The sequence below is a fragment of the Spirosoma aureum genome, from assembly GCF_011604685.1.
Lineage (GTDB): Bacteria > Bacteroidota > Bacteroidia > Cytophagales > Spirosomataceae > Spirosoma > Spirosoma aureum.
Genome location: NZ_CP050063.1, coordinates 6,135,835 through 6,161,288, shown reverse-complemented (window position 1 = coordinate 6,161,288; position 25,454 = coordinate 6,135,835). Strand labels below are relative to the sequence as shown.

At 47.1% G+C, this 25,454-nt stretch carries 20 protein-coding genes, 1 tRNA gene and 1 pseudogene; 12 read left to right on the top strand and 10 right to left on the bottom strand.

The window, feature by feature from the left end:
- Nucleotides 1-98: 98 nt before the first annotated feature.
- A complete protein-coding gene (locus G8759_RS24460) occupies nt 99-1,508 on the top strand; it encodes a DUF4403 family protein (protein WP_167213984.1) in 1,410 nt (469 codons plus the stop codon).
- Between the two features lie 265 nt (nt 1,509-1,773).
- Here G8759_RS24460 and G8759_RS24455 read toward each other — a convergent pair whose 3' ends face one another.
- Nucleotides 1,774-2,052, bottom strand: coding sequence for a hypothetical protein (locus G8759_RS24455; RefSeq protein ID WP_167213981.1), 279 nt, complete (start codon nt 2,050-2,052; stop codon nt 1,774-1,776).
- Between the two features lie 1,025 nt (nt 2,053-3,077).
- Between G8759_RS24455 and G8759_RS24450 the strand changes: the two genes are divergently transcribed.
- A complete protein-coding gene (locus G8759_RS24450) occupies nt 3,078-3,902 on the top strand; it encodes an FkbM family methyltransferase (protein ID WP_167213979.1) in 825 nt (274 codons plus the stop codon).
- Nucleotides 3,903-4,264: 362 nt separating this feature from the next.
- Nucleotides 4,265-5,920 carry a beta-N-acetylhexosaminidase gene (locus G8759_RS24445; protein ID WP_167213976.1) on the top strand — a complete coding sequence of 552 codons (1,656 nt, stop codon included), beginning with the start codon at nt 4,265-4,267 and terminating at the stop codon, nt 5,918-5,920.
- A gap of 78 nt (nt 5,921-5,998) precedes the next feature.
- Here G8759_RS24445 and G8759_RS24440 read toward each other — a convergent pair whose 3' ends face one another.
- From G8759_RS24440 to G8759_RS24430, 3 genes are all read right to left on the bottom strand, one after another.
- Nucleotides 5,999-7,150, bottom strand: coding sequence for a TIGR03364 family FAD-dependent oxidoreductase (locus G8759_RS24440; protein ID WP_167213972.1), 1,152 nt, complete (start codon nt 7,148-7,150; stop codon nt 5,999-6,001).
- Between the two features lie 100 nt (nt 7,151-7,250).
- Entirely contained in the window at nt 7,251-7,988 is a 738-nt protein-coding gene (locus G8759_RS24435) for an HAD family hydrolase (protein WP_167213969.1), read from the bottom strand.
- Between the two features lie 178 nt (nt 7,989-8,166).
- Nucleotides 8,167-9,663: a nicotinate phosphoribosyltransferase gene (locus G8759_RS24430; protein ID WP_167213966.1), complete on the bottom strand. Its 1,497-nt coding sequence runs from the start codon at nt 9,661-9,663 to the stop codon at nt 8,167-8,169.
- 148 nt (nt 9,664-9,811) lie between these two features.
- Between G8759_RS24430 and rpoN the strand changes: the two genes are divergently transcribed.
- The 4 genes from rpoN to G8759_RS24410 all read left to right on the top strand — a co-directional run bounded on the left by rpoN (nt 9,812) and on the right by G8759_RS24410 (nt 13,068).
- Nucleotides 9,812-11,263: an RNA polymerase factor sigma-54 gene (rpoN, locus tag G8759_RS24425; RefSeq protein ID WP_167213962.1), complete on the top strand. Its 1,452-nt coding sequence runs from the start codon at nt 9,812-9,814 to the stop codon at nt 11,261-11,263.
- 115 nt (nt 11,264-11,378) lie between these two features.
- Entirely contained in the window at nt 11,379-12,017 is a 639-nt protein-coding gene (locus G8759_RS24420; RefSeq protein ID WP_317166719.1) for a phosphatase PAP2 family protein, read from the top strand.
- A 114-nt stretch (nt 12,018-12,131) separates the two neighbouring features.
- Complete coding sequence (locus G8759_RS24415) at nt 12,132-12,929, top strand: enoyl-CoA hydratase/isomerase family protein (RefSeq protein WP_167219226.1); 798 nt, start codon at nt 12,132-12,134, stop codon at nt 12,927-12,929.
- Nucleotides 12,930-12,994: 65 nt separating this feature from the next.
- Nucleotides 12,995-13,068: transfer RNA gene (locus tag G8759_RS24410), tRNA-Arg, on the top strand.
- A gap of 295 nt (nt 13,069-13,363) precedes the next feature.
- Here G8759_RS24410 and G8759_RS36010 read toward each other — a convergent pair.
- From G8759_RS36010 to G8759_RS24395, 5 genes and pseudogenes are all read right to left on the bottom strand, one after another.
- Entirely contained in the window at nt 13,364-13,735 is a 372-nt protein-coding gene (locus G8759_RS36010) for a hypothetical protein (protein ID WP_232074344.1), read from the bottom strand.
- On the bottom strand, nt 13,659-13,967 hold the full coding sequence (locus G8759_RS36005; RefSeq protein ID WP_232073928.1) for a transposase: 309 nt from the start codon (nt 13,965-13,967) through the stop codon (nt 13,659-13,661). The genes G8759_RS36010 and G8759_RS36005 overlap by 77 nt, the downstream gene beginning before the upstream one ends.
- Nucleotides 13,968-14,012: 45 nt before the next feature.
- Nucleotides 14,013-14,276: pseudogene (locus G8759_RS36000) on the bottom strand (IS110 family transposase); the annotation flags it as partial.
- The gene (locus tag G8759_RS24400) at nt 14,216-14,947 is read right to left on the bottom strand and encodes a hypothetical protein (protein ID WP_232073927.1); all 732 of its coding nucleotides are present in this window, start codon (nt 14,945-14,947) and stop codon (nt 14,216-14,218) included. The gene G8759_RS24400 and the pseudogene G8759_RS36000, both read right to left, overlap by 61 nt.
- 549 nt (nt 14,948-15,496) lie before the next feature.
- A complete protein-coding gene (locus tag G8759_RS24395) occupies nt 15,497-16,207 on the bottom strand; it encodes a hypothetical protein (protein WP_197933048.1) in 711 nt (236 codons plus the stop codon).
- Between the two features lie 166 nt (nt 16,208-16,373).
- Between G8759_RS24395 and G8759_RS24390 the strand changes: the two genes are divergently transcribed.
- The gene (locus G8759_RS24390) at nt 16,374-17,126 is read left to right on the top strand and encodes a LytR/AlgR family response regulator transcription factor (protein WP_167213959.1); all 753 of its coding nucleotides are present in this window, start codon (nt 16,374-16,376) and stop codon (nt 17,124-17,126) included.
- Nucleotides 17,127-17,247: 121 nt separating this feature from the next.
- Here the strand turns inward: G8759_RS24390 and G8759_RS24385 are convergent, their stop codons facing one another.
- A complete protein-coding gene (locus G8759_RS24385) occupies nt 17,248-18,777 on the bottom strand; it encodes a malate:quinone oxidoreductase (RefSeq protein WP_167213956.1) in 1,530 nt (509 codons plus the stop codon).
- A gap of 431 nt (nt 18,778-19,208) precedes the next feature.
- Between G8759_RS24385 and G8759_RS24380 the strand changes: the two genes are divergently transcribed.
- The 4 genes from G8759_RS24380 (at nt 19,209) to G8759_RS24365 (ending at nt 25,436) form a co-directional block, all read left to right on the top strand.
- Nucleotides 19,209-19,727 carry a gluconate 2-dehydrogenase subunit 3 family protein gene (locus G8759_RS24380; protein WP_167213952.1) on the top strand — a complete coding sequence of 173 codons (519 nt, stop codon included), beginning with the start codon at nt 19,209-19,211 and terminating at the stop codon, nt 19,725-19,727.
- A gap of 54 nt (nt 19,728-19,781) precedes the next feature.
- Nucleotides 19,782-21,500: a GMC oxidoreductase gene (locus G8759_RS24375; protein WP_167213949.1), complete on the top strand. Its 1,719-nt coding sequence runs from the start codon at nt 19,782-19,784 to the stop codon at nt 21,498-21,500.
- Nucleotides 21,501-21,818: 318 nt separating this feature from the next.
- Complete coding sequence (locus G8759_RS24370; RefSeq protein WP_167213945.1) at nt 21,819-23,504, top strand: glycoside hydrolase family 28 protein; 1,686 nt, start codon at nt 21,819-21,821, stop codon at nt 23,502-23,504.
- 6 nt (nt 23,505-23,510) lie between these two features.
- Nucleotides 23,511-25,436 carry a glycoside hydrolase family 88/105 protein gene (locus G8759_RS24365; protein WP_167213942.1) on the top strand — a complete coding sequence of 642 codons (1,926 nt, stop codon included), beginning with the start codon at nt 23,511-23,513 and terminating at the stop codon, nt 25,434-25,436.
- Nucleotides 25,437-25,454: the final 18 nt, after the last annotated feature.

Sequence of the window (25,454 nt, the reverse complement as noted above, 5' to 3'; positions counted from 1 at the left end):
CATCTTTCTAAAACCCACGATTTGCCATTAATCTACTCAGCGTAAACAGCGAAAAGCGGGCAATTGATGTAACTTAGCCCCGAAATCAACTACCTGCTATGAGTCGTATTCTCGTGGTTTGTCTGGCGTTTGGCTGGTTGATGCTGAGCTGTCAGCCATCCCAAAAACGTCTGAATCCACAAGCGCCCAAAGAAGCCTATAACACCACCGAAATGGAAGTCCGTAACGAACGCTTTCTGTCTACCGTGCATGTTCCTGTCTCCATTGCGCTGGGAGACATTGAGCGACAAATAAATGCTCAGGTCAATGGCCTGATCTATGAAGATAATAGCCTGGAAGACAACAATAACGACAATTTTATGACGAAGGTCTGGAAGCGCGGCACCATTATCGTTAACGCGCAGGATAGCCTTTTTCATTTCACGGTTCCCTTACGAATCTGGGCGAAAGCCGGTGTATCTGTACTGGGTTTTACGCAGTATAAAGAAACTGAATTTGAGATTGACCTTCGGTTTAAGACGAAGTTCGACCTTGACCACGATTGGACGGTTCATACCCAAACACAGGCCGACGGTTATGGCTGGGTACGCCGGCCAACCGTAAGCGTTGTTGGTGTCAATATTCCGATAACCAACATCGTCGGCCGACTGATCGATAAAAATCTGGGAACGATCACCAAAACACTGGATCAGCAGATTCGCCGTAATGTCGATCTCCGAACGCCCGTTCTGAAAGCCTGGAATACATTGCGTGAACCCTACCTGATCTCCGAAAAATACCGTACCTACTTACAGGTTGTACCGAAGCGGGTGCTAATTACTCCTCTCCGTTTTGAAGGTCGTACCATTCGGGCTACTATTGGCATAGAAGGGTTTACACTCACAACGACGGGAGCTCGCCCAGACATTCGTCCGGCGGTATCGCTTCCCGACCTAACGGTTGTGTCGCAGGTCAAAGATGATTTTCAAATTGGTCTGCTTAGCGAAGCCAGTTATCAGGAAGCAGCCAGAATCGTAGCGGACGAGTTTGTCGGAAAGAGTTTTTCGTTCAGTGAAAATCGGTATACCATCACAGTGACCAGCATGGAAATGTATGGGCAGAATGATAATCTTATTATTAAAGCAGGCCTGAAAGGAACAATCAATGGGGATATTTACCTCCGTGGCCGCCCCTATTATGACGCCAGGAGCCAGACGATTTCTCTAAAAGATCTTGCCTACGATCTGGATACGAAAAATATACTTCAGCAATCGGCCAGCTGGCTCCTGAAAGGTACGTTTGCCCGAACGCTGGAGAAGCAACTCACAATTCCGGTTGGTTCGCAGATCGCCGAGATGCAGAAATTACTTCAGGATAAGCTCAAAAATAATCAACTGGCAAAGGGAGTCGTAGTGAATGGCCGGATCGATGAAATAAAACCTGATCAGGTTTATCTGACCCCCACTTCTTTGCTGGCTGTTGTGAACGCTCGCGGCCGGATCGATGTGAAAGTGGATGGATTACAGTAGGTTATTCCCGTCCTGAATGCATAATTCGGCAGGAATGAGTACAGGAGATTTGTTGGGTAGCCTGACATCCTCCATGAATTGTTCTCGTTAAAAAGCTGTGACCAGATTGCCTTTATGCGTCAAAAGTATGACGCAATTTAGTAGTAGATTGTGAGAAAGCCTGGCCACGATCGTCAGGCTTTCTCATAGCCAGTCATGCTGCTCGTGTACGACAGGAAGTAAACCAAACAGGGGAAAGAGTTAAAAATGCTGCTACCAAACTGAATTAGGATTGCTGAAACCGTTCAGTTTTATCGGGGCTCAATTGTTGAATGATCTGACCATTACTGATGACAAACAGAAGTGTTGCCTCTTCTTTATAGCCCGGTCTGATATTATGATAAACACGAGCATAATCGACATCCGACCTCAGTTCAAACCGCGAATCCTCACCGGGCTTAACCTGATTATACATATAATCCTGAATGTCTTGCTCTGTATTGAAGCGTACCCCAGCCCGAACACCTTCCAGACAATATATAAGATCAAAATATCTTGTCTTCATTTTGGGAAAGTAGTTATGATAAGCTGGAGATTTGAAAAGCCAACGCTAATGTGGAAAGACTTGTGCCTTTGCCACAATCTGGCGAAGAACAAAATAAACAGATTGTTTTGGGATAAACGCAGATAAATTTTCTCTACTTATTGATCGTACACCATGTAGTAAATAGAAAGCCTCAGGACAGGAAACGTTGATAAGAAATGACCCGACTCAACTGGCCGGGCCTTTCCAATTCTATCCACACCATTTCAAGGCTCCCATTGCTGGTAGCACTTGATAGATGTACAATATTAGTGATAAAAATAGAACTTCGGTAACTTGTTGGATAGGTAAGTCCAATCGGGTATTTGTTCTAAAATGCCAGATGACATTCTTTATGTGCTTATTGCGTTTAAAAGGAATAGCCCGGGCTGGCTGATTTTTTGCCAATTGGCATTGAACAGCCTGAAAATTGTCTCCAGTTTTTTCGATCTCATTGAAATTCAGAGAATTTTGTAAAAACTGCGCCGAATCCTGTAATTATTCAAAAAGAATTAGCTCGTAAATTTGCTTTCTTATTGTGTGTTATCGCTGCTATAGAGAACATACGACTTATTTATCGTCTGGCCCTTTTTCAACACTTACGAATTTTGATCTGTTACTTGTTATTAAATTCATGGCTCAATTGCTGAAAATTTTTCTTTCCATTTCAGCCCTATCGGGGCTTTTAAGAAGTATCAAAACTGCACGGCCCCGATTAAGGCCGTCCCAATCTCTCCAAATCGCCACACTTAGCAGGCCAATTAACTGAACAGACCCAACTGTCAGTCGTAAGGTAAATGCAGCTTTTGGAAAATATTGTCACCAAAACGGTAAAAATAGATACATTGGTGTCGATAAACTAGGGAAGCTAAATCACAACAGTTCAGGGAGGCTAAGCAATGACTATCTAACGAACTGAACGTCAAAGGTGAATACCTGGAAACGAGTGGCCAATAGCCTCGACTTTGGGAAGACTACCAATATAAGCTTTTATTAAACAACCATTCATGGAAATCATTCTGGACATTACCAAGAAAGTGATGGGAATTCACCCCCAGCAAGGTGTAAAGCCGCTGCCTGATCTGGTGCATATTGGCTCAAGATTTCATGGGTATTATTTACCTGAAAACTTGCTGACAAGTGAATCAATTTGCTATTGTGTGGGCGCTGGCGAGGACATTTCATTTGATACTGAACTAAAGGCTATTTTTGATGCACAAATCTTTATTTTTGATCCAACACCCGAGGGGATCAATCATTTTCAAAAAGTAAAAGACTATACTCGAAACGGCCAGTCACTAACTATTCATAATAAACCACCTCACAATAAAGCACCTTTTACCTATCGTCTGACGGTCGACCAGGTAAACGACATTACCTATGTACCGATTGGCGTATGGGATCAAAAAACGACTCTCCGTTTTTTTGCTCCCCAAAAGGAAAATTATGTGTCGCATTCGGTTTACTTATTCAAAGACTCAAATGAGTTTATCGAAGCACCCGTTGACCGACTAAGTAATTTAATGGCAACGCTCGGTCATACTGCCGTAGATGTAGTGAAACTGGAAATTGAAGGAGCCGAGTATACCGTAATTGATACAATTGTTGAGGATAAATTAGATATCAAGGCAATCCTGGTGGAGTTTGATGAGGTACATAATGCCACCGATAAAGCTTATCATTTTCGCATTAAGAAGTCCTGTAGCCAACTAAAAAAAGCAGGTTATGTGCTGGTACACTCGACTGAATCGTTGAAACGCACATTTATTCGGAAAGACGTTTTTGACACGCTAAACGTAAAAAAGAAAGTTTCCTATAACATAGGTTCTTAACATTGCCTTTCATAAAGTCCTGAAACAATTTTGACGAAACGCGGCTGGATGACTCTGAAGTCCAGCCGCGTTTTTTTCTGCAAAAAAGCAAACGATTGCACAGCCGAACTCAGGATGTAATACAGCAATCAATAATTTCCGAATCAAGTGCGTTTGCTGATTTAACGCATTGATAATCAAATGTATATTTTGTAGGGTGGCGAGAGATTAAAGGCTTGGTGCTGCTTGTCTGCGGGTAGTAACAGTGACGCTTTCTGGCTGAGTCTGGCAGATTCAAGCATTTATGGCAAGATGCTTCATTGTATTTTAGCGGCTCAAACCTCCTTGTCTAGAAGGAGTCCTGTCTACTAAACTCTACTTGAATGAAGACGCTGCTTACCTGTTTACTTGTTATGGTGCTTTCTGCGCAACTTTTTGCCCAGACGAAGTACGCCATTCTACCAAAGCCGACCCGGCTTGAAGAAAAAAGTGGTTCGTTTATGGTACCTGCCAAGCTGGCCATTGCTGTTCCGGCTGGTAACGACAACGTTCGTCAGATTGCCCAGCTCCTTGCCGACCAGCTTGCTAAATCCAGTGGCAATACGCCGACCATAACGACGGGTAAAGCGTCGAAAGGAATTTCTTTTGTGCTTGAAAAAGCAGGTTCATTAGGAGCAGAAGGCTATAAATTGATGGTTTCGCCTAAGAACATTACAATCGCGGCCGAACAACCCCAGGGCTTCTTTTATGGGGTTCAGTCGCTAATGCAATTGATGCCATCGGCTGTTTTTAGTCCTACAAAAGTTGCGGGCGTGACTTGGTCTGTGCCAGCCTGTGTTATTGACGATCGGCCCCGGTATAGTTATCGTGGATCGATGCTGGATGCCGGGCGTAACTTCATGCCAGTTCCGTTTATCAAAAAATACATTGACCTACTGGCACTGCACAAAATGAATACCTTTCATTGGCATCTGACGGAAGATCAGGGTTGGCGGATTGAGATCAAAAAGTACCCTAAGCTTACGCAGATTGGCTCAATACGTCCAAAATCAATGATAGGCAAGTATAGTGACAATGCCTATGATGGCAAGCCCTATGGTGGATTTTATACCCAGGATGAAGTGCGCGACGTGGTTAAATACGCGCAGTCGCGCTACGTAACCGTAGTTCCCGAAATCGAAATGCCCGGCCACTCAGTTGCCGTACTTGCGGCTTATCCGGAGTTCGGCAGCAACCCCGATAAAATCCTGCAGGTGAGTAGCAAATGGGGGGTTCATGACGAGGTGCTGTTCCCCCGTGAAGAAACCTTTACGTTTTTGCAGGATGTACTGACGGAAGTTATGGACCTGTTCCCAAGTCAGTATATTCATATTGGCGGAGACGAATGCCCGAAAACGCAATGGAAACAAAGCCGCTTTTGCCAGGACCTGATGAAGAAAGAAGGCCTGAAAGATGAACACGAATTGCAGAGCTATTTCATTCGGCGCATCGACAAATTCATTACCTCGAAAGGCCGCCGGATGGTAGGTTGGGATGAGATTCTGGAGGGTGGGCTTTCACCGAATGCTACTGTGATGAGCTGGCGTGGGGTAAATGGGGGCGTTGCAGCAGCCCGGCAAAACCACGATGTTATTATGACACCGAATACGTACTGCTACCTCGATTACTACCAGGCTGATGCCAAAACACAACCCATTGCCATTGGTGGATTTCTACCCCTCGAAAAAGTATATAGTTTTAATCCATCCGTAACCGATAGCCTAACGGCTGATCAATCGAAGCACGTACTTGGCGTGCAGGCTAACATCTGGACAGAGTATATGCCCACGACGCAATACGTTGAATACATGACGTTCCCCCGCCTTATTGCCATTGCCGAAACTGCCTGGACTCCCAGTGACGGCAAGAATTTCGATGACTTCAAACAACGGCTGGAAGCCCACAAAAAGCGGCTGAATTATCTGAATGTCAATTATTTTGGCTCGCCGATCAACAATACATTTCAGTATCAGTGGCCGAAAGCAGTTGCCGGAAAGTAAGGCTGCAATTCCTTAGATAGGATGATAAGGTAAGACGTATGATTGACTGATAGTAATCCAACCGGTCAATCATACGTCTTAAGCTGTTACACCCAACCATTGCCGGATACTCGCTTCGGCATAACCAGCTCCCGAACTCATGCCTTTACCGCCAATTCCCGTCACGATCCGGATGTTTTCATCAACATCGTGTTCGAAAATTTCGGCTTTGGTCTGGCTATAAAAACCAGCCCACGTTTTTTCAATAGCTAGCGGGAAGGTTACAATACGCCTTGCTTCGGTTATCATCAGATCGTTGATGTAGTCCTGGGTGTGATAGCCCAGGTCTTCGGCTTTGGTGGCATCGGCGTATTCGTGCGAGTCACCGACAATGAACGATCCGTCGATGGCTTGTTTAAAAAGAATGTGGATGCCCCACCGTTGTAATTCGGCGAGGTGTTCGGGTTTAGGAATAGTTGAAAATGAAGGACAAGCCTGGAAAGACTCATAACGACGAATCGACAAACCCGTCAGAATGTTTCCGGGTAATGTTATACCCGAAACTGGTTTTACCAGAAGCATTTGTAATTTACTCACAACCAGATCGGTATCTGTCAGCACTTCCGGAAACAGCAACCGAACTTCGTGACCGCTGCAAATAATAACGCGCCCAGCCTGAAACCGCTGCCGGTTGGTGAGCGATACAATAGCCCCACTGTAGTTCGACTGGCAATCGATCACCGCCGAACCGGACCGGTAATCCACGCCATATTTCTTCTGGATAAACGCAATGAGCCGATGGACCATCTGCTCGGGCTCTACGCTCAGTTCGTCCGGGAAATATAATCCTCCAGCCACATAATCAGCTTGTAGCGCCGGGTATTTAGTCAGACAATGCGCTTTCGAGAGTAATTCACTAGCGTAGCCGAGGTGATTGTATCGGTCGTGGAGTTCATTGGCCAGTTTCCATTCGTCGGGATCGGAGGCAATATAAACCGTACCGTTTGCCCGTACGGTCAGGTCGGTCTGATTTTGGATATCACGGTAAATTTCGAGGCTTCGGCGGCCGTAATCGAACCACCGGCCAGCTAAACCCGACGGTACCACTTGCCCAAAATTGCGAACCGTAGCCCCGATTGGATACTGATCTTTTTCGAGCAAGAGTACACGCTGACCAGCTTTTGCCGCATGATAAGCATGGAACGTTCCCAGCGCACCCGCGCCGATGACAATCAGATCGTAAGTAGCCATGATAAAGAGTGATGGAAAGAGACGACAAAGGTTTGCCGGGAGGAAGGGCAGGAGAACTCACGCTGGTTCACTAGCCCTATTCCTCGGCATCGGTTCACCGTTATGCATTAACCGTTATTCTACGAGAATCCAGCAAAGCAGGTAATTCGCGAAGCGATCCGATCAACAGATCATGCGGATATGCTTCGAGTTGCTCTTGTGAATGAGTTCCATTGGTAACGCCCAGATTCAATGCGACACCAGATGCCCGCCCCGACAACAGGTCGGAAGGGGTGTCGCCGATGTTTACAACGGCTCTCGGACTGCTGATATCCAGCCACTGAATTGCCCGCTCGATCATCAGCGGATAAGGGCGTCCGCGTTCGACTTCATCGCTGGCAATTGACAGTTGGATCATGCTGGATGGGGTGCCTATATGCCGGTTGTCGAGTCCATCGAGCCAGCCGAGTTTTTCCAGAATTATATCCGTAACCACCCGATAAAATCCCGTTGTGAGGGCAATGGCAATACCCCGTTCGCGCAGATAAGCGAATGTTTCCAGACAGCCTTCGGTTGGTGTAGCGCCATTTACACGATAATGGTTTTCCAGAATACCCTGAAACGCAGCATACGATACATCAACGTGCCTGGGTACATCGTGGTGCATTTCGCCAAGTTGTTCTTTCCAAAGCGTATTGAATACATACCGTTTAGACAGTCCCTGCATGGCCAGAATTCGATCGGCTGAAGCGATCAGACCCGTTTCGGCGGCTGCCTGTGCAAAACACCGCTCAACCTCGTGGTGATCGGTTACGGTTGTGCCAGCCATGTCGAATACTACTAATTCAATAGGTTGCATCTTTTTTTCAGAGAAAGAGGAGGTAAAGCAACACAATCTTTTACTACATACAAATCCGATCGTATTAAGAAATCGAGAAAAATTAACCGATAAAAGCACTAATTGTTAACCGATCATGATCGATTGATGCCAAACCTGTAAGGTTCTTGAAACCTTTTAGGTTGGAATTGGTCGAGCACTATTCATTTCTCTCTCGTAATTTCATGACCAATGCTGTTTTCAGCTCGTGCAGGTTTCTTTCCAGACCAACCGGGTAAGTATGGGGATTCACAAATCGCTTTACACCCGGATGAAGATTGGTAAGCTGGGTTTGTACCCGAGCCCGAATTGCATGAATATCAGGACTTTCATAGACGCAGGTTCCGTCTCTAAAAACCGGCACTAATAAATCATCGAACGCCTGCGTAGCGTCGAACTTTCGTCGTTTCGTAAAATCGAGTGGATCGATCATTGTCATGGGAACGCCTGCAGGATTTGCCTCCGGCTTACTTTCGTCAAAGATCATATCGGCGATAAATCCCTGCTCATTCCGAAACCGACGTACCTGCTGAATACCCGGTGTCGAAATTTTGATCGCCTGCTCAGACAATTTCATTTTGTAGTCCCACTCAGCCGTTTCTGCATTTTCCGATGAGGTATGACGCAAGGCGGCTAATTTATAAACTCCACCCAGTGCGGGCTGATCAAAAGCCGTAACAAGCTTAGTACCAACGCCCCATATGTCAATTTTAGCGCCTTGTTGTTTTAAACTGGTGATGATCGTTTCGTCCAGATCATTACTGGCAACAATCGCTGTATCGGTGAACCCGGCTTCGTCAAGCAGTTTACGGGCTGCTATGCTCAAATACGCCAGATCGCCCGAGTCGAGTCGGATTCCGGCCAGTTTATGCCCCTTTTTCTTCAATTTCCGTCCGGCTTCAATGGCATTATGAACACCCTGTATAGTGTCGTAAGTATCAACCAGCAGCGTTACATTGTTTGGTAAAACATCGGCATAGGTTTGGAAGGCTTCCGCTTCATTCTCGAATGACATGACCCAACTGTGGGCATGTGTACCACGCACCGGGATGCCGTAGAGCTTACCCGCCAGCACATTCGAGGTGGCATCGCAACCGCCAATATAGGCCGCACGGGAAGCTGTCATACCCCCATCAACGCCCTGCGCCCGACGTAAGCCAAACTCAAGCAATGTGTCATTTTCGGCAACCAGGCGTAGTCTGGCCGCTTTTGTGGCAATGAGCGATTCGAAATTGATCAGGTTCAGAAGTGGTGTTTCGAGCAGCTGACACTGTAGGATTGGCCCACGCACCCGCACCAGTGGTTCATTTGGAAAAACGACCGTTCCCTCCGGAATCGCTTCGATATCGCAGGTGAGTTTCAGATTGGCCAGATAGTCCAGAAATGCTTCTTCGAAAAGCGGCTGACCGTCGTTGCCGGTCAGGGTTTGAAGGTACCGCAGATCTTTTTTTGATAGGCTAAAATGTTCGATGTAGCCGATTACGTTGGTCAGCCCGCAGGCAACGGTGAACCCTCCTCCAAAGGGATGCTTCCGGAAATATAGGTTGAAAACAGCTTCTTTTTCAGCGGTTCCGGATTTCCAGTAGCCATAGGCCATGGTTACCTGATATAAGTCTGTCAGTAAGCTTAAAGAGGTATCGTATAGTTTATTGGTCATGACGCGAAGGTACTATTCTACAACTTCCTGCAAAATTTTTATTCGCGCCAAACAAAAAAAGAGTAAATTGGTCTGATATTTGTGCGGGGCACTTTGCCAAGAATTGCTCCGTATGACTCATTAGTTCTACCGCTTACATTTACCACCCATGCAGAAGTTAAGCCTCTCCCAGTCGCTTCAACAGAAACTGTCTCCTCAACAGATACAGTTTATCAAACTGTTGCAAATCCCCACGGCCGAGCTCGACACGCGCATTGAGGAGGAGTTAGAGATCAATCCGGCGCTCGAGGAGGGAATGGAGGAAGAGTATGATCAGAAAGAGGAAGACTCCTTTGCTGACGAATTTGACGACGATTATAAGGATCGTAACGATGACCTGGATATTGACACCTACCTCCAGAATGAAGATTACACGGGGTATAAAATGCAGGGCGACGGCAATTATGGCGAAGAAGACCGCGATATGCCACTCGCTACCAGTTCGAGCCTGCTTGATGCATTAATGCAGCAATTTGGATATCTCCAGTTGACAGAAAACCAGCGTGTTGTTGGTCTTCAGCTTATCGGGAGTATTGAGGCTGACGGGTACATACGTCGATCCATGCAGGCAATCGTCAATGACCTTGCTTTCTCGCAGAATGTGTTCACTGATACCGAGGAGTTGGAGGAAGTGCTTCAGAAAATCCAGACCTTCGATCCACCAGGTATTGGAGCACGTTCGTTACAGGAATGCTTATTGTTGCAACTGCAGCGCAAAGACACATCTGACCCGTATATAATCCTGGCGATGCGGATTATTGAGGATTTCTTCGAGGAGTTCTCTAAAAAACACTTTGATAAAATCCAGCGTCGGCTCAATATCAGTGATGAATCTCTGAAACGGGTAATCGACATTATCATCAAGCTGAATCCTAAACCTGGTTCTGTTGAGGGAGAAGCTGGTTCCGTTCAATACCTGATCCCCGATTTTATTCTGACCAATAGTAACGGTAAGCTCGACCTGACGCTTAATTCCAAGAATGCTCCCGAATTACGCATCAGCCGTTCGTTTGCCGACATGCTCGATACGTACGATAAGAGTAGTAAGCAGAACAAATCGCTTAAAGAAACCGTCTCATTCGTTAAGCAAAAGCTCGACGCGGCCAAATGGTTTATCGATGCCATTAAACAACGGCAGCAAACATTGCTTAAGACGATGAACGCGATTGTGCGTTTTCAGTATGATTTCTTTCTGTCGGGCGACGAATCGAAGCTTCGGCCGATGATCCTGAAAGACATTGCCACGCTGATCGATATGGATGTGTCGACGGTGTCGCGTGTGGCCAATAGTAAATCGGTGCAGACCGAATTCGGAATTTATCCACTCAAATATTTCTTTTCTGAGGGCATTGCTACTGATTCAGGCGAAGACGTTAGCAGTCGGGAAGTAAAAAATATTCTAAAAGACCTGATCGATAATGAACCGAAGCTAAACCCGCTTTCGGACGATAAGCTCGAAAAGATTCTTAATGACCGGGGCTATAACATTGCTCGCCGTACGGTGGCCAAATACCGTGAACAGCTTAATATTCCGGTGGCTCGGCTCAGAAAACAATTATAGCAGGTAATGAATTATAACCGGGCTGACAATACAATGATGAAAGATGAACGATAGCATTCGTTAACTTTGTGGTTATTGACTGTTTCGAAGCGCATTTATAATCGATAATTCATCATTGAATACGAGTCTGGCCCGTTTTCTTTCTATCGTTTTTCACCCGTTGCTGATGCCGACGCTCCTGTTCGGCATTTTGCTGTATCTGGCTCCTTCTATTCTGGGTGTCGACGCTTTTTCGGGTACATTACGCATTAGTCTGCTGATCCTTATTTTTATAGGTACATTTGGAGTGCCTTCATTGCTGATCTACTACCTTTTTCGGAGCGGTTACGTCAGGTCGTTACAACTGGATACCCTAGATGACCGTCGGTTACCTTATTTTTTAACGGCCATCGTCTATACGGGTCTGACCTTTCTGTTCGCGTTTAGAATGCAGCTTCTGTCGAGCATAGCTCCTGGAATTGCAATCCTGCTTGGATCAATAACGCTCTCGATTTTGCTGGTTGGATTGATTAGTATCTACTGGCAAATCAGTGCGCATAGCGTAGGTATCGGCGGAGTCGTTGGTATTGTGGCGGGCATCATTACCAAATTCGGAGAAACCGACTTAGTGCTGGTTTTAGCAGCCCTGATTATGTTAGCAGGTATGGTTGCCAGTGCACGGCTCCATCTTAATGCACATACGCCCTCCCAGATCGGAGCGGGTTTGATCCTGGGACTCAGTATAAGTATGATGACTGTCTTCTGGTTAATTTAATGACTACAGTATAAATTGAGCGATGCCATAACGGAATGTTGTGGCATCGCTCATTTTGTGGAATCTGCTAAAAGCTGTATGCTTGCATACCAATTCAGCAAAATAGCCGTACCCATGTTTGAAAATCTGCTTTATGATTGTAATGATGGTGTCTGCCGCATTACGCTCAATCGACCACAGGTATATAATGCGCTTAGTCCTGACCTGATTCATGAGCTTACAGTTGCTATTGAAGCGGCTGGCAATGCCGATACTGTTCGCGTGGTTGTGCTAACTGGCGCGGGCGACAAGGCGTTCTGTTCAGGTGCCGACCTGAAAGCAGGTTTTGCAAATGCAGCCGCTTCGGGTGGTCAGTTAAATCTGGGTGAATCGTTACGGAATGGCTATCACCCGATGATTAAGGCAATGCGAAATCTGGCAAAGCCAATTATTGGTCGTGTTAACGGCATTGCAGCGGGAGCAGGCTGTTCGCTGGCATTGGCGTGCGACCTTGTCATTTGTGCCGACGAGGCTTATTTTAGTCAGATATTCGTCAATATCGGTTTGATGCCTGATGCTGGCTCCACTTTTTTTCTACCCCGGCTTATTGGGCCGCAACGTGCGTTTGAATTGAGTAGTACTGGCCGACGGGTATACGGACCTGAAGCCGCCCAAATTGGCTTGGTGAGCCGCTCCGTAGCCGCCACCAATTTAGATCAAACGGTTGATGAAATAGTCGCCTATTACGCTACTGCTCCGACTCGTGCTATAGGCGCAATGAAAAAAGTTTTGAATCAATCGCTCTATTCAGACCTTGATCATCAATTGGAGCAAGAGGCTGACAATCAAAATGAACTGGGCCATTCTGCTGACTCGATGGAAGGGATAGGGGCCTTTCTAATGAAACGTAAAGCAAATTTTTCAGGCAGATAGCTTGACAAAGCCTATTTTCCTGCCTACTTTTGCACTCCCAATCAACGGGAACCGCACATAGCGATGCATTCGTAGCTCAATTGGATAGAGCACCTGACTACGGATCAGGAGGTTTGGGGTTCGAATCCCTACGAGTGCACAAGAACCTTGTAAATTTGTCCAAAAAGCCTGCTATATGCGGGCTTTTTCGTTTTTTCCTCCTAACACACTGGCCCTCTTGCTCTACCAAAAGGGTAAAATTTGGGGTACACCTTTTTACCATTTTAGCCTGCCGATTTAGTGTTTATAATCCCATTTTAATGTGCTAGTTTCGGGTTTTTTTTAATCACATTAAAATATAAACAAATGATACGCAAAAAATGCGTATTCTCTTCAAATTGCGTCGCAATAAGCGAACTAAAGAGAAATTGGCTACAATCTATTGCCGAATCAAGCTAAATAGTGAACATGACAATGATTTTAGTACCTTCATCAAGGCTGCGCTCCACTACCCATCGTTTTGCCACCGGCACAAAACCACGCGCTGATTCAGGTCGGGAGGCTTTTTCAACATCGATACTCCAGTTGGCCAGTTCACTCGCAAAGACCCCATTGTAGGCTTGGTCGCCAAAAATCTTTTCCAGCCGTTCGCCTGCTCGCCAAAGTATCGACACAATAAGCTGTTTAGCGAGCGGACCATCGGCTTGATTGGCCGCATTTACCTCCGCAAGCCAGAGTCGGCCCTGAGTATCAACGACGAAGGTCCGTTGACGCCTGTTGACACCCGTTGACACGTTTGTGTGGGTCAGTACCCCGGTAGCTGTCAATCCGTGGCCCTAGCTTAATTGGTTGGGAATCAATACATAGTGCCGAGGGGCAGGCTTCGCGATTGGCGTTGAGTCGATCCAGTTGATTTAAGGCAGCATTCATTTGCACAAAGGTGCCCTTGGCTTTCCACTGCTCGAAGTAATAGTAAACGGCCTGCCAATGGGGCCAGTCAGGGGGAAGATTGCGCCACTGACATCCTGTGCGTAGCAGCCATAAAATCGCATCTACCATTTGCCCAAGATCATGGTTGCGCTTGCGCTGGAGCCGGGTGGATTTCTATGGTTTAAGCAAGGGAAAGGGTATAAAATTTATCATATTTTCACCCCGTTTTACTACGGCATATACTCGGTGAATTAACCGCTCGGCGGTCCGATTGTTACGTACCGCATTGATGACGGACATTTTACTCTTGCCTTCGCCAACCTTGCGTTGATAGTACTCCCTCGATTCACCTTTGACTCGAATCGCTGATATAGCACCTAAGTGAAAAAGACTTTTAAGCCGTTTGCGAGCGTGCTGGCTAACGCCAGGCCGACTTCTGACACTAGTACCTGACTTATATTCAAAGGGCGCAACTCCCGCATGGCAGCGGACGTCGCACGGGCCATTTGTTTAGGATCAGCGATGGTCTTCAATTCATTAGTCGCAATCACTACCTCGGTAGCAGTAGCAATGCCAATACCGGGAACAGAAGTGAGTAAGCCAAAAAGTTCTTTAAGTTGACGGTCCTCTTCAATGAGTAGATCAATCGCTTTATCGACCGCCTTCCGATCCTTCTCCAAAGCCATTAGAGAGGCTCTGCAACTTTTAATGAGCTGCTTTTGGAAAGAAGGGTTAACGAAATTTTGTTGTTCTGTTAACGGGTTGGCTAACTGATTATAGACCGCCGGGCGGCCCCGTTGGATTAATCGCTGACGAGCTGCGCTCAGGAAGGCCAACTGTTGAATAACAGGGCGAGGGGGTTGCCATAAACGCATTCGGTCACGAAACCTGAAGGCGTACTCGGCAATCCGTTGTGCGTCAATGGTGTCGCCGGGCCGCCGGGCGGTTTTGCCCCGTTGTAAACCACCTGCTCGCTTGATTTGTAAACTTCCCTCCAGCCAAATAGGCAATTGAAGCCGGTGGAGAAAATCTAGAAGATGGGCATTATAAATGCCGGCGGCCACCGCGTGGTATGTTCCATGCAAAAGATCACTTGTTTGGTGTTCCAATCAGGTAAGCCTTTCAACAATCGAAGCACGGTTTTAATACCTACTACCGAATTAGCTGAATGGGTCTGGAATACAACGGTTTTTCCATTGAAGACGGCGGCATCGGCCGTCCGACCAGTCTAAAGTGCCTTTGGCAATGTCAACACCAATAAAGTACTGAATGTCCATGATAAGTTGTAGTTTAGAACTGAAGATGATTCCCTTGCCCTTTTGTTCGATACCTTACTACTGGGCCCTTACGCCCTCATTTCTATGCGAACCTTGGCAAGTAGTAACAGAGCGGGCCACGCCAGGCCGGGTCCTGAATCCACCGGCACGGGCCGCCCCGCATTGGTCGTTAGCCTGGCCGGTATGCCATAGGGAGCCCGCTCTGTATTTCTTTTGGTAAGCTAACACATCTTAGAATCTTACCACACCACAAACCTAAAGGCCGGAGCCATCAAAAAAAGGCGATAGTGTCGCCCACTGGTAGTCGGTCAGTGGTTGCCACTGAGAGGTCATACATTTATTTCTTGCTCGATACAAAGTTGACTCGACTAGCAGCCTTTCTCAATTCCCCAACACGTTCTTAGAACTATAGCTACGATTTGCCGCTGATCTACCAAAAGCCTTACTGACAGCAGACACTCTTTTTCTATGTCTCACTTGCTGCCAGATGAAATAAATAATTGCACTGATGCAAAGGGCTGATGGTAAAATCTGGCTATAGGGTTTGTATTGAGGAAATACCGTACCTGAAAAGGCAGAAAGAATGGCGCTATAGGCCGATATCATTTTATAAATATGTTCGTATAGCCACCATGTTTTTAGCTTATTAAACAGCCATAATCGTTTTATCAGGTCGTAGCCAGCAACCAGAACTAAGGCAGATAAGGTTGGATACACCACCGATGGTGACCAGTTACCACCCGCCAGTTCCATTGATCCTAAATAGATCCCACCGGCGATTAACACACCAATTGAAATCAGCAGATCGATAGTGGAGGCTGGTTGTTCCCGGAGCCGAATAGTCCGGAAGCCAGAATAACCGACGTACCCACCCAATAATGTTAACAAGAGCAAAAAAGGATTTGAACGAAAAAAGAGGATACCCATGAAAGCGGTGCCTACAACGATGGTTAGGGCATAGAGAAAGTATCGGCCGTAACGAATATGCCGTTGAGGACGGTTTCGATAAAGAAGAGCTAACAGGCCAATGAGTAAACCAATTGTACCGAATAATACGTGTACGGCGACATTGAGGTTGTGAAGCAGTTGCATACCAGAAGACTACCCGAACGGCTTTAGTGATGATCGGAGTATGGTCAAAATTGGAGGGCGTAAATTGCCAATGCAAGACTTTGGTGACCAACTGCTGTTGTCTGTGACAAAGTCCGTTTGTCACGTAGTTGATGACTGAATTAATTCTGCGACGTAATTTGCCCATATGAAACGTACCCGCCTTCTGGATCATTTCGTCGTTCGCAACTTCCTGGGGCTGGCGGCATTACTGGCTGCTCATTATCTTACTGACCTTTATGCAATAGAAGGGCGGCCAGGGTTTTCTAAAGTATCCCCTTATTTGTATCTGTTGCTGCTCTATGGGTGGATTGTTTTTCACAATCGGATTCTGTTCGAGCGGCTGTTTTTGCAGGATAAAAAAGTACTTTACTTCGGCTGGTTTTTTCTGTTAATGGCACTCGGCTCGTTCAACATGAATTTTATCCTGCGTACTGAGTTTAGTATCTCCCGCTCGCTCCCTTACCTGGTCAATTTTTGGGTATATACGATTACGGGTCTGGGCGTTTTTGTCACCTATCGCTACCTGCGCGCACCTGCTAAAACGGAAGAGGTACCTATAGCGTCTGTAATGCCCGCATCTGAAGAGTCTGGCTATTTTTCCTGTATGGTCGATGGTGTTCGAGAAGCCATTCCATACCTAGCTATTCAGTATATAGAAAGTCTGGAAAACTATTTGAAAGTCATTACGAAAGCAAAAACCTATGTTACACGCCTGACTCTGAAGGAAGCCGAAGAACGATTACCTAAGCGGCAATTTATTCGAATCAGCCGGTCGTGTATTGTCCATATAACTCAGGTAGACAGAAGAGAGCCAGATGCTTTCTGGATTGGAACAAAAGAGCTGCGTGTGGGCAAAGTATACAAGCGGTATGTGGCTGAGCAATTGGCGGGTAAGTGACCGTTAGGTGTGCGTCAAAAACAGGATTGGGTTGCGAGGGCGAAGTGGTGCCACAGTTTATAACCGTGGCACCACTTCGCCCTCGCAACCCAATCCGATTAACGAATACTAAATTTATTGATTAATTTTCTGTTGGGGTATACTCATACACCCCCAGGCCCAGCACTTCGCTTGTATGCTTTCGAAGCGCAATGCCCAGTTCCGGATTATTAGCCAGCACCTGACCATAGCTCGGAATCATTTCTTTCAGTTTTTGTTGCCAGGTTTCGGTTGCCAGCTGTTCAGGGAAGCAGCGTTTTAACAAGTCGAGCATGATCGAAACGGCGGTCGATGCGCCAGGTGAGGCACCCAGCAAAGCGGCAATACTACCATCGGCGGCACTGACTACTTCGGTGCCAAATTCGAGTACTCCACCTTCGTGTTCATCTTTCTTGATCACCTGTACGCGTTGACCAGCAATCTCTAATTCCCAGTCCTCCATTTTAGCATCCGGATAATATTCCCGCAATGCAGCCAGGCGATCCTCAGGCGATTGCAACACCTGTTGAATCAGGTATTTCGTCAGCGGAATGTTGTGCATACCCGCCATCAGCATGGGCGCCATATTGCTCAATTGAATGGATTTCGGTAAATCCATGTAGGAGCCACTTTTCAGGAACTTGGTCGAAAAACCTGCATAGGGGCCAAACAGAAGCTCCTGATTGCCCTCAATCATGCGCGTGTCCAGGTGAGGTACCGACATGGGAGGAGCACCCACGGAAGCTTTTCCGTAGACTTTGGCCTGATGCCTGGAAATAACATCAGGGTTGACGCATTTTAGCCACTGACCACTTACCGGGAAGCCGCCAAATCCACGACTTTCGGGAATGTCTGATTTTTCGAGCAGCCGTAAAGAGCCACCCCCGGCACCGATGAATATAAACTGGGTCTGTACGTCGCGAACCTGATTGGTCGTCACATTTTCTACCCGGATTTTCCATCCGCCAAGCGATTTGGAACGCCACAGGTCGCGAACCTCGTGGGCAAAATATAAGCGGACGCCTGGCATGTCATACAGACGCCGAAACATGGCCCGTGTCAGTGCACCGAAGTTTACATCCGTACCGATTTCCATGCGCGTAGCCGCAACTGGCTGATCCGGATCGCGATCTTCCATGACAAGCGGCATCCAGTCGGCGAGTTGCGCCCGATCTTCGGAGTATTGCATGCCGTGGAAGAGATAATTTTTCTGAAGCGCGTCGTAGCGTTTACGCAGATAGTTCACATTCTCATTCCCCCAGACAAAACTCATGTGAGGGATAGAGCGAATGAAGTTAGGCGCATCGCTAAGAAACCCGTTCTGAACGAGGTAGGCCCAGAACTGCTTCGACTGCTCAAACGATTCGGCAATCTTAACCGCTTTGGCCGATTCGACCGTACCGTCTTCTTTTTCGGGCGTATAATTCAATTCGCAAAAGGCCGAATGGCCAGTGCCTGCATTGTTCCAGGCATCGGAACTTTCGGCGGCTGCGCTATCGAGCCGTTCGTAAATTTCGATGGTTATGTCGGGCTGCAATTCTTTCAACAATACGCCCAATGTGGCACTCATGATACCGGCACCGATTAAAATAACATCGGGGCCTTTTTGTACAGCTTTATTGTTCTTCGCCATAATGATAGGCAGGTATGTATTCGTTATAGCTACAAAATTGGTTGATTGCTTGTTCAGAAAGGTTATTCAATTGAAAATATGTCTTTTATGACAATAGTAAATTTAGACGAAAATACTAAATTAATTACGGCTTATGTCTAGTTAAACTATTGTTCTTTAGGAGATTATATTTTCAGGTCGTGTTTTGAAAAAAGTTTATATAAAATCCATTTCTTATGAATTTACTGGCTGGATAATTAGAAATTATTGGCCAACGCTTTTTCTTATTTTGATTTATTTTTAGTTCTTGTTGACCTTATTTTGTCTGACTGGTCGTGCGTTATCGAACAAATAAATGTTGAGGAGCTAATCTGCACCATTTGTACGTACGAAATAACGTATGCTGATCAGAATCTACTAACAACTAAATGTACTTAACTCTTACCGCAAGTATGCAACGACGTTCTGCCATAAAACAGGTAGCCGTGGCATTTGGAGGGCTAATAAGTCTTCCTGCCTGGGCCTCAAACTGGACACCGGAGTCGATTGGGGCCGTTTCTTTTTTGCCCGCCAGTGATGAAGATTTACTGGGCGAACTCGTAGAAACGATCATTCCGGAAACGAACACGCCTGGGGCTAAATCGCTTAAGGTGCATCAGTTTGCGATGCGCATGATTCAGGATTGCTATGGCGAACCAGCCCAGAATGCGCTCAAACAAGGGCTGGTGCTGGTCGATCAGACGGCTCAGCAAGCTTACACGAAGGCATTCACCGCCTGCGATACACCACAACGGCTAGAGGTGTTAACTCAAATGGTAAATGCATCGGACCCGGCGGCTAAACAATTTGTTGAATTGATTAAGAACCTCACGATTCAGGGCTATAGAAATTCAGAGTATTTCATGGTTAACCAGTTGAAATACAACATGGCTCCGGGATTTTATCATGGCTGTGTGTCTGTAATAAAGTAGGAACCTACGGGTTTGACAAGTGAGTTTATTTTAAATCATTTTTAACAAAGAATCATGTCTTTTCTCAATATAGACTCCGTCAAAGAGCGCACATTCGATGCCATTGTTGTTGGATCGGGAATTAGCGGTGGCTGGGCGGCCAAAGAATTAACGGGCAAAGGTCTGCGCACACTGGTGCTGGAGCGCGGTCGTGATGTAAAACACGTTACCGATTATCCAACCACTATGATGCAGCCCTGGGAGTTCGCGCACCTGGGCCAAATGCCTAAAGCCATTACGGATGCCAATCCAATTGCCAGCAGATGCTATGCTTTTCGGGAAGATGCCGCTCATTTTTTCGTGAAAGATGCCGAGCATCCCTACGTACAGGACAAACCGTTCGACTGGATTCGGGGCTATCAGGTTGGCGGTAAGTCCCTGATGTGGGCACGGGGAACGCAACGCTGGTCGGATTATGATTTCGACGGTCCTGCCCGCGATGGTTTTGCCATTGACTGGCCCATTCGGTACGCCGATATAGCCCCCTGGTATAGCTATGTAGAGCGGTTTGCTGGTATTTCGGGTAACAAAGATGGGCTGCCTCAACTACCCGACGGCGAATTTTTGCCTCCTCACGAAATGGCCTGTGTTGAAAAGCATTTCAGTGAGCAGATGGCAAAACATTACAACAATACCCGGCCCGTTATTATTGGCCGATGTGCTCACCTGACAAAGCCGCAACCCATTCATTTACAGCAAGGTCGGGGGCAGTGCCAGAATCGATCATTGTGCCAGCGGGGGTGCCCATACGGCGGCTATTTTAGCAGCAACTCGTCGACGCTACCCTGGGCTGCAAAAACGGGCAAGATGACGCTGAGGACCGATTCTGTAGTGCATTCGATTATTTTCGATGAGAAAAAGAATAAGGCTACTGGTGTTCGGGTTATCGATGCGCATACGAAAGAAACGAAAGACTATTACGCAAAGATCATTTTTGTCAATGCGGCCTGTCTGAACTCCAACCTGATCTTATTGAATTCCAAATCGACGCGTTTCCCGAACGGATTAGGAAATGACAATGGTTTGCTGGGAAAATATATAGCGTTTCACAACTTCCGGACAACCATTTCGGCAGAACACGAAGGGTTTACTGACTCCATCACGGAAGGAATTCGGCCCAACAGCAGCTACATCCCACGTTTCCGGAACGTTTTCAAACAGGAAACCGACTTTCTACGGGGATATGCCGCCGGATTTGGAGCAAATCGTGTGATGAATGTCGACACCGCTGGCATGGGTGAAAGCCTGAAAACGAGCTTGATGGAAACAAAATACGGCAACTGGCGCGTAGGCTCGCATATGATGGGCGAAACCATTCCGAAAGAAACCAATTACGTAGCGCTCGATCCCGCTCTGACAGATGCCTGGGGTATTCCACAGTTACGGATTTCGGTCGCTTACGACGATAATGACGAAAAGATGATCAAGGATTTTCACGAGCAAATGACTGAAATGCTAACGGTGGCAGGCTTTATGAACATCCAGACCCACGACAAACCCGATAAAGCACCCGGACTCGATATTCACGAAATGGGCGGTGTCCGGATGGGGAAAGACCCTAAAACGTCGCTGCTCAACAAGTGGAATCAGCTCCATACCTGCAAAAACGTTTTTGTAACGGATGGGGCCTGCATGACATCGACCTCTACACAAAACCCATCGCTGACCTTTATGGCCATTACTGCACGTGCCGCTGATCATGCCGTGAAAGAAATGAAAAAGGGAAATTTGTAGCAGAATAAAAGTCTGATGACAAGCCGGTAAATGGCCGCGTTTGGGGTGGAATCAGTCCTTGAAAATAGACTAGGGAAAGCTCCTGAGAGAAAAGCTGATTGTTCTGGTAACAATCAGCTTTTCTTATTTTGGCAGGATAATCGAAGCTTAGGGAGCGTGATGACAACGTTGCCGGGAACGTTTGCGTAAAAAAAGGTAAAGGCATTCTTGAAAGAGTACTGCATTTGCTGTCACTTTAGGGAGAAATTGCCGGATTGATAATCGCCAAAGTGGCATGAGATCACCAATTCGTAATGCACTGACCCTGAAAAAGACATCATGAAAGTACTCACTGGATTAGCCCTTATGGGGGTTGCTGCGACTTTTCGACCAGACGCAGGAGTTCATCGCATAGATGGTCCCAAAACGAATCCGCCGGTTTCGTTGAATGCTGCTTTTGGCTACGATTTGCCACCGGTTATTACCCCGACCTTCCGAAAGGATACCATCAACATCAGCAAGCTGGGCGCTGTTGCTGATGGATTGACACTCAATACGGCTATTCTTAATAAAGCCATCGAGCAATGTAATCGGGGCGGAGGGGGCGTGGTACTTGTTCCGCGCGGGCTTTGGCTGACTGGACCGATTGCCCTGAAAAGCAACGTGAATCTACACGTTGCCAGCGGAGCCTTGCTGCAATTCACCAATCAGCGGGATGCCTACCCATTGGTTAAAACAACCTGGGAGGGGGAGGACGCCGTCCGAAATCAGGCTCCCATCTCCGGTACCGATCTGGAAAACATAGCTATTACGGGTAGCGGTATTCTGGATGGGGCGGGGGAGGTCTGGCGAATGGTGAAGAAAAGTAAGCTCACTGCCGACCAATGGAAAAAACTCGTTGCATCGGGTGGGGTGGTGAATGATAAGCAGGATTCCTGGTACCCGTCGGCGCAGTCGCTCAAGGGGGCTACCGCAACGATAAAAAAAGATGGAGCACCCGGCAACTACCTGGATATTAAAGATTTTCTACGGCCGAACATGTTAAGTCTGACACGCTGTAAGCGGATCCTGCTGGAGGGTGTCACCTTTCAGAATTCTCCGGCCTGGTGCCTGCACCCGCTTTTGTGTGAGCATATTACCTTACGAAATCTCAATGTAAAAAATCCGTGGTACGCGCAGAATGGCGACGGTCTGGATCTTGAATCGTGCCGTAATGGTCTGGTCGAAAATTGTACCTTCGATGTGGGTGATGATGGTATCTGCATCAAATCCGGTCGCGACGAGCAGGGACGTAAACGGGGCGTTCCAACGGAGAACATACTTGTTCGTAATTGCCGGGTGTATCACGCACATGGTGGATTTGTCATTGGCAGCGAAATGTCGGGCGGTGTACGAAATCTGTACGTGTCGAATTGCACCTTCATGGGTACTGATGTGGGACTTCGTTTCAAAACCGCCCGTGGTCGTGGTGGTGTCGTCGAAAATATTTTTATCGATGGCATCGACATGACCGATATTGCTGGCGAGGCCATTCTGTTTGATATGTATTATGCCGCCAAAGACCCGGTTCCGCAACAGGGCGAATCGAACGAATTACCGGCTATTCCGGCCCAGCCTCTTTCGGAAGCAACACCGCAGTTCCGGGCCTTTCAGGTGCGTAATGTTATCTGCAAGGGAGCCGAAACGGCCATTCTTGTTCGTGGCTTACCCGAAATGGCCGTTAAGGATATCCTGATCGAAAATGCCGTTCTACAAGCCCGGAAAGGCTTTGTTTGCATCGAATCCGAAAATATTCGCCTGAAAAACGTCTCACTGATCACAAATGCAAAAACAGTTATGCAGATTCAGAACAGCCGGAATTTAACGCTCGATAAAATTCAGTATTCAGGCAATCCAGAACTGCTCTTGCACATTTCTGGCGATCGTTCGAAAGATATTCGATTGCTGAACACCGACACCTCTCACGCCCGCAAAACAGTAGAAACTGACGCCAACGTCCCTATTAACTCGTTGACTACGAAATAAGAATCCATGAAAAAAATAATTCTCCTTAGCCTGCTTGTACTGCCCTATAGCCTGATCGCCCAATCGAGCGCATCGACTCAGCTGCCGTGGTCACAGCGAATGGCTGCATCCATGCTGACTACAAATCCGGATTCGATTGCTTACCCAAGAGCTAAAATGGCTCGTTGGGAGTATGAGATGGGCGTTTTACTGCGGTCATACGAACTGCTGTGGTATCGTACCGGCGACGCCCGTTATATCAATTACATCCAGAAAAATATGGACCGCTTCGTGAATGCCGATGGCACGATCCGAACCTATGACCTGGATCATTTCAACATTGATTACGTTACACCCGGCCGGTCGTTGTTGCTGCTGTATCAGCAGACACTGCCCGATAAGGAAAAATACCGCAAAGCTGCCGACCTGCTACGTAAGCAACTAGCGGAACAGCCCCGCACGAAAGAAGGTGGTTTCTGGCATAAAAAAATCTATCCCAATCAGATGTGGCTCGATGGTCTTTACATGGCCGAGCCTTTCTATGCTGAATACACACGACTCTTTAGCCGCGATGGGAAGGATTTTAACGACATCATCAATCAGTTTGTCTGGATGGAGCAACATGCCCATGACCCAAAAACGGGGCTCTTGTACCATGGCTGGGATGAAAGTCGTGAGCAGAAGTGGGCCGACCCCAAAACCGGGAAGTCGCCTAATTTCTGGAGCCGGTCTATCGGTTGGTATGTCATGGCGTTGGTCGATGTGCTGGATTACATTCCGGCCGATCAGCCGCGCCGGGGTGAGTTAGTCACGATCCTGCAACGGCTGATGCCCGCTGTGGTGAAATATCAGGACCCTAAAGAAGGTTGCTGGTATCAGGTGACCGATCGCGGGGGTGATAAGGGCAACTACATGGAAGCATCCGGTACGGCGATGTTCGTTTACGGGCTGGCCAAAGGTGTTCGGCTGGGTTATCTGCCCGCATCGATGATGACTTATGCGAAGAAAGGCTACGCCGGGATGCTGAAAAATTTCATCTCGACTGACGAAGCAGGACTGATTCACCTCGAAAAAACAGTGAGTGTGAGCGGCTTGGGCGGAAATCCGTACCGAAGCGGTAGCTATGACTATTACCTGAGTGAGCCCCTGCGTAAGGATGATCTGAAGGGTGTTGGGCCATTTATTATGGCAAGTGTTGAAATGGAAACCGCCGAAGAGGCTGGCCTGGGTAAAGGTAAAACCGTTGGGGTTGATACCTACTTCAATCATGAGTTTCGTAAAGGTATTACTGGAGAACAGGAGCCTTTCCACTATACCTGGGAAGACCGTCAGCACTCGGGTTTCTGGCTCTGGGGGAATACCTTCCGCGATCTGGGGGCTAAAACAGTATCGGTGCCAACTGCACCAACCGCTGCTTCGTTAAAGGGCGTTGATGTCTACATCATCGTTGATCCCGATACGCCTAAGGAAACTACCAAACCTAATTATGTAAGCCAGACCGACAGTAAAGCCATTAGCGACTGGGTAAAAGCTGGTGGGGTTTTGGTCCTGATGGCCAATGACACATCCAATTGCGAACATCTCCATTTTAATCAGTTAGCTGCTCAGTTCGGGTTGCAGTTCCTGCCCAAAAACGTGAACATGGTGAAAGGCGATCAGTTCGAACAGGGTTCGGTGAAAATCTCAGCGGGTAATCCCATTTTTTCACACACCAAAGAGGTATACATCAAAGAATTGTCTCCGCTGAGTGTGAAAGCGCCGGCTAAACCGGTCGTGAGTGCTGGTGATAATGTTATAATTGCCGTCGCTAACGTGGGTAAGGGCACCGTTTTCGCCGTGGGCGATCCGTGGCTTTACAATGAATATACCGACGGCCGGAAAATACCAGCCCGATACGAGAACTTTAATGCTGGAAAAGATCTGGCTACCTGGCTATTAAAGCAGGCAAAGTAATGTGGTTTTCAGTCATTT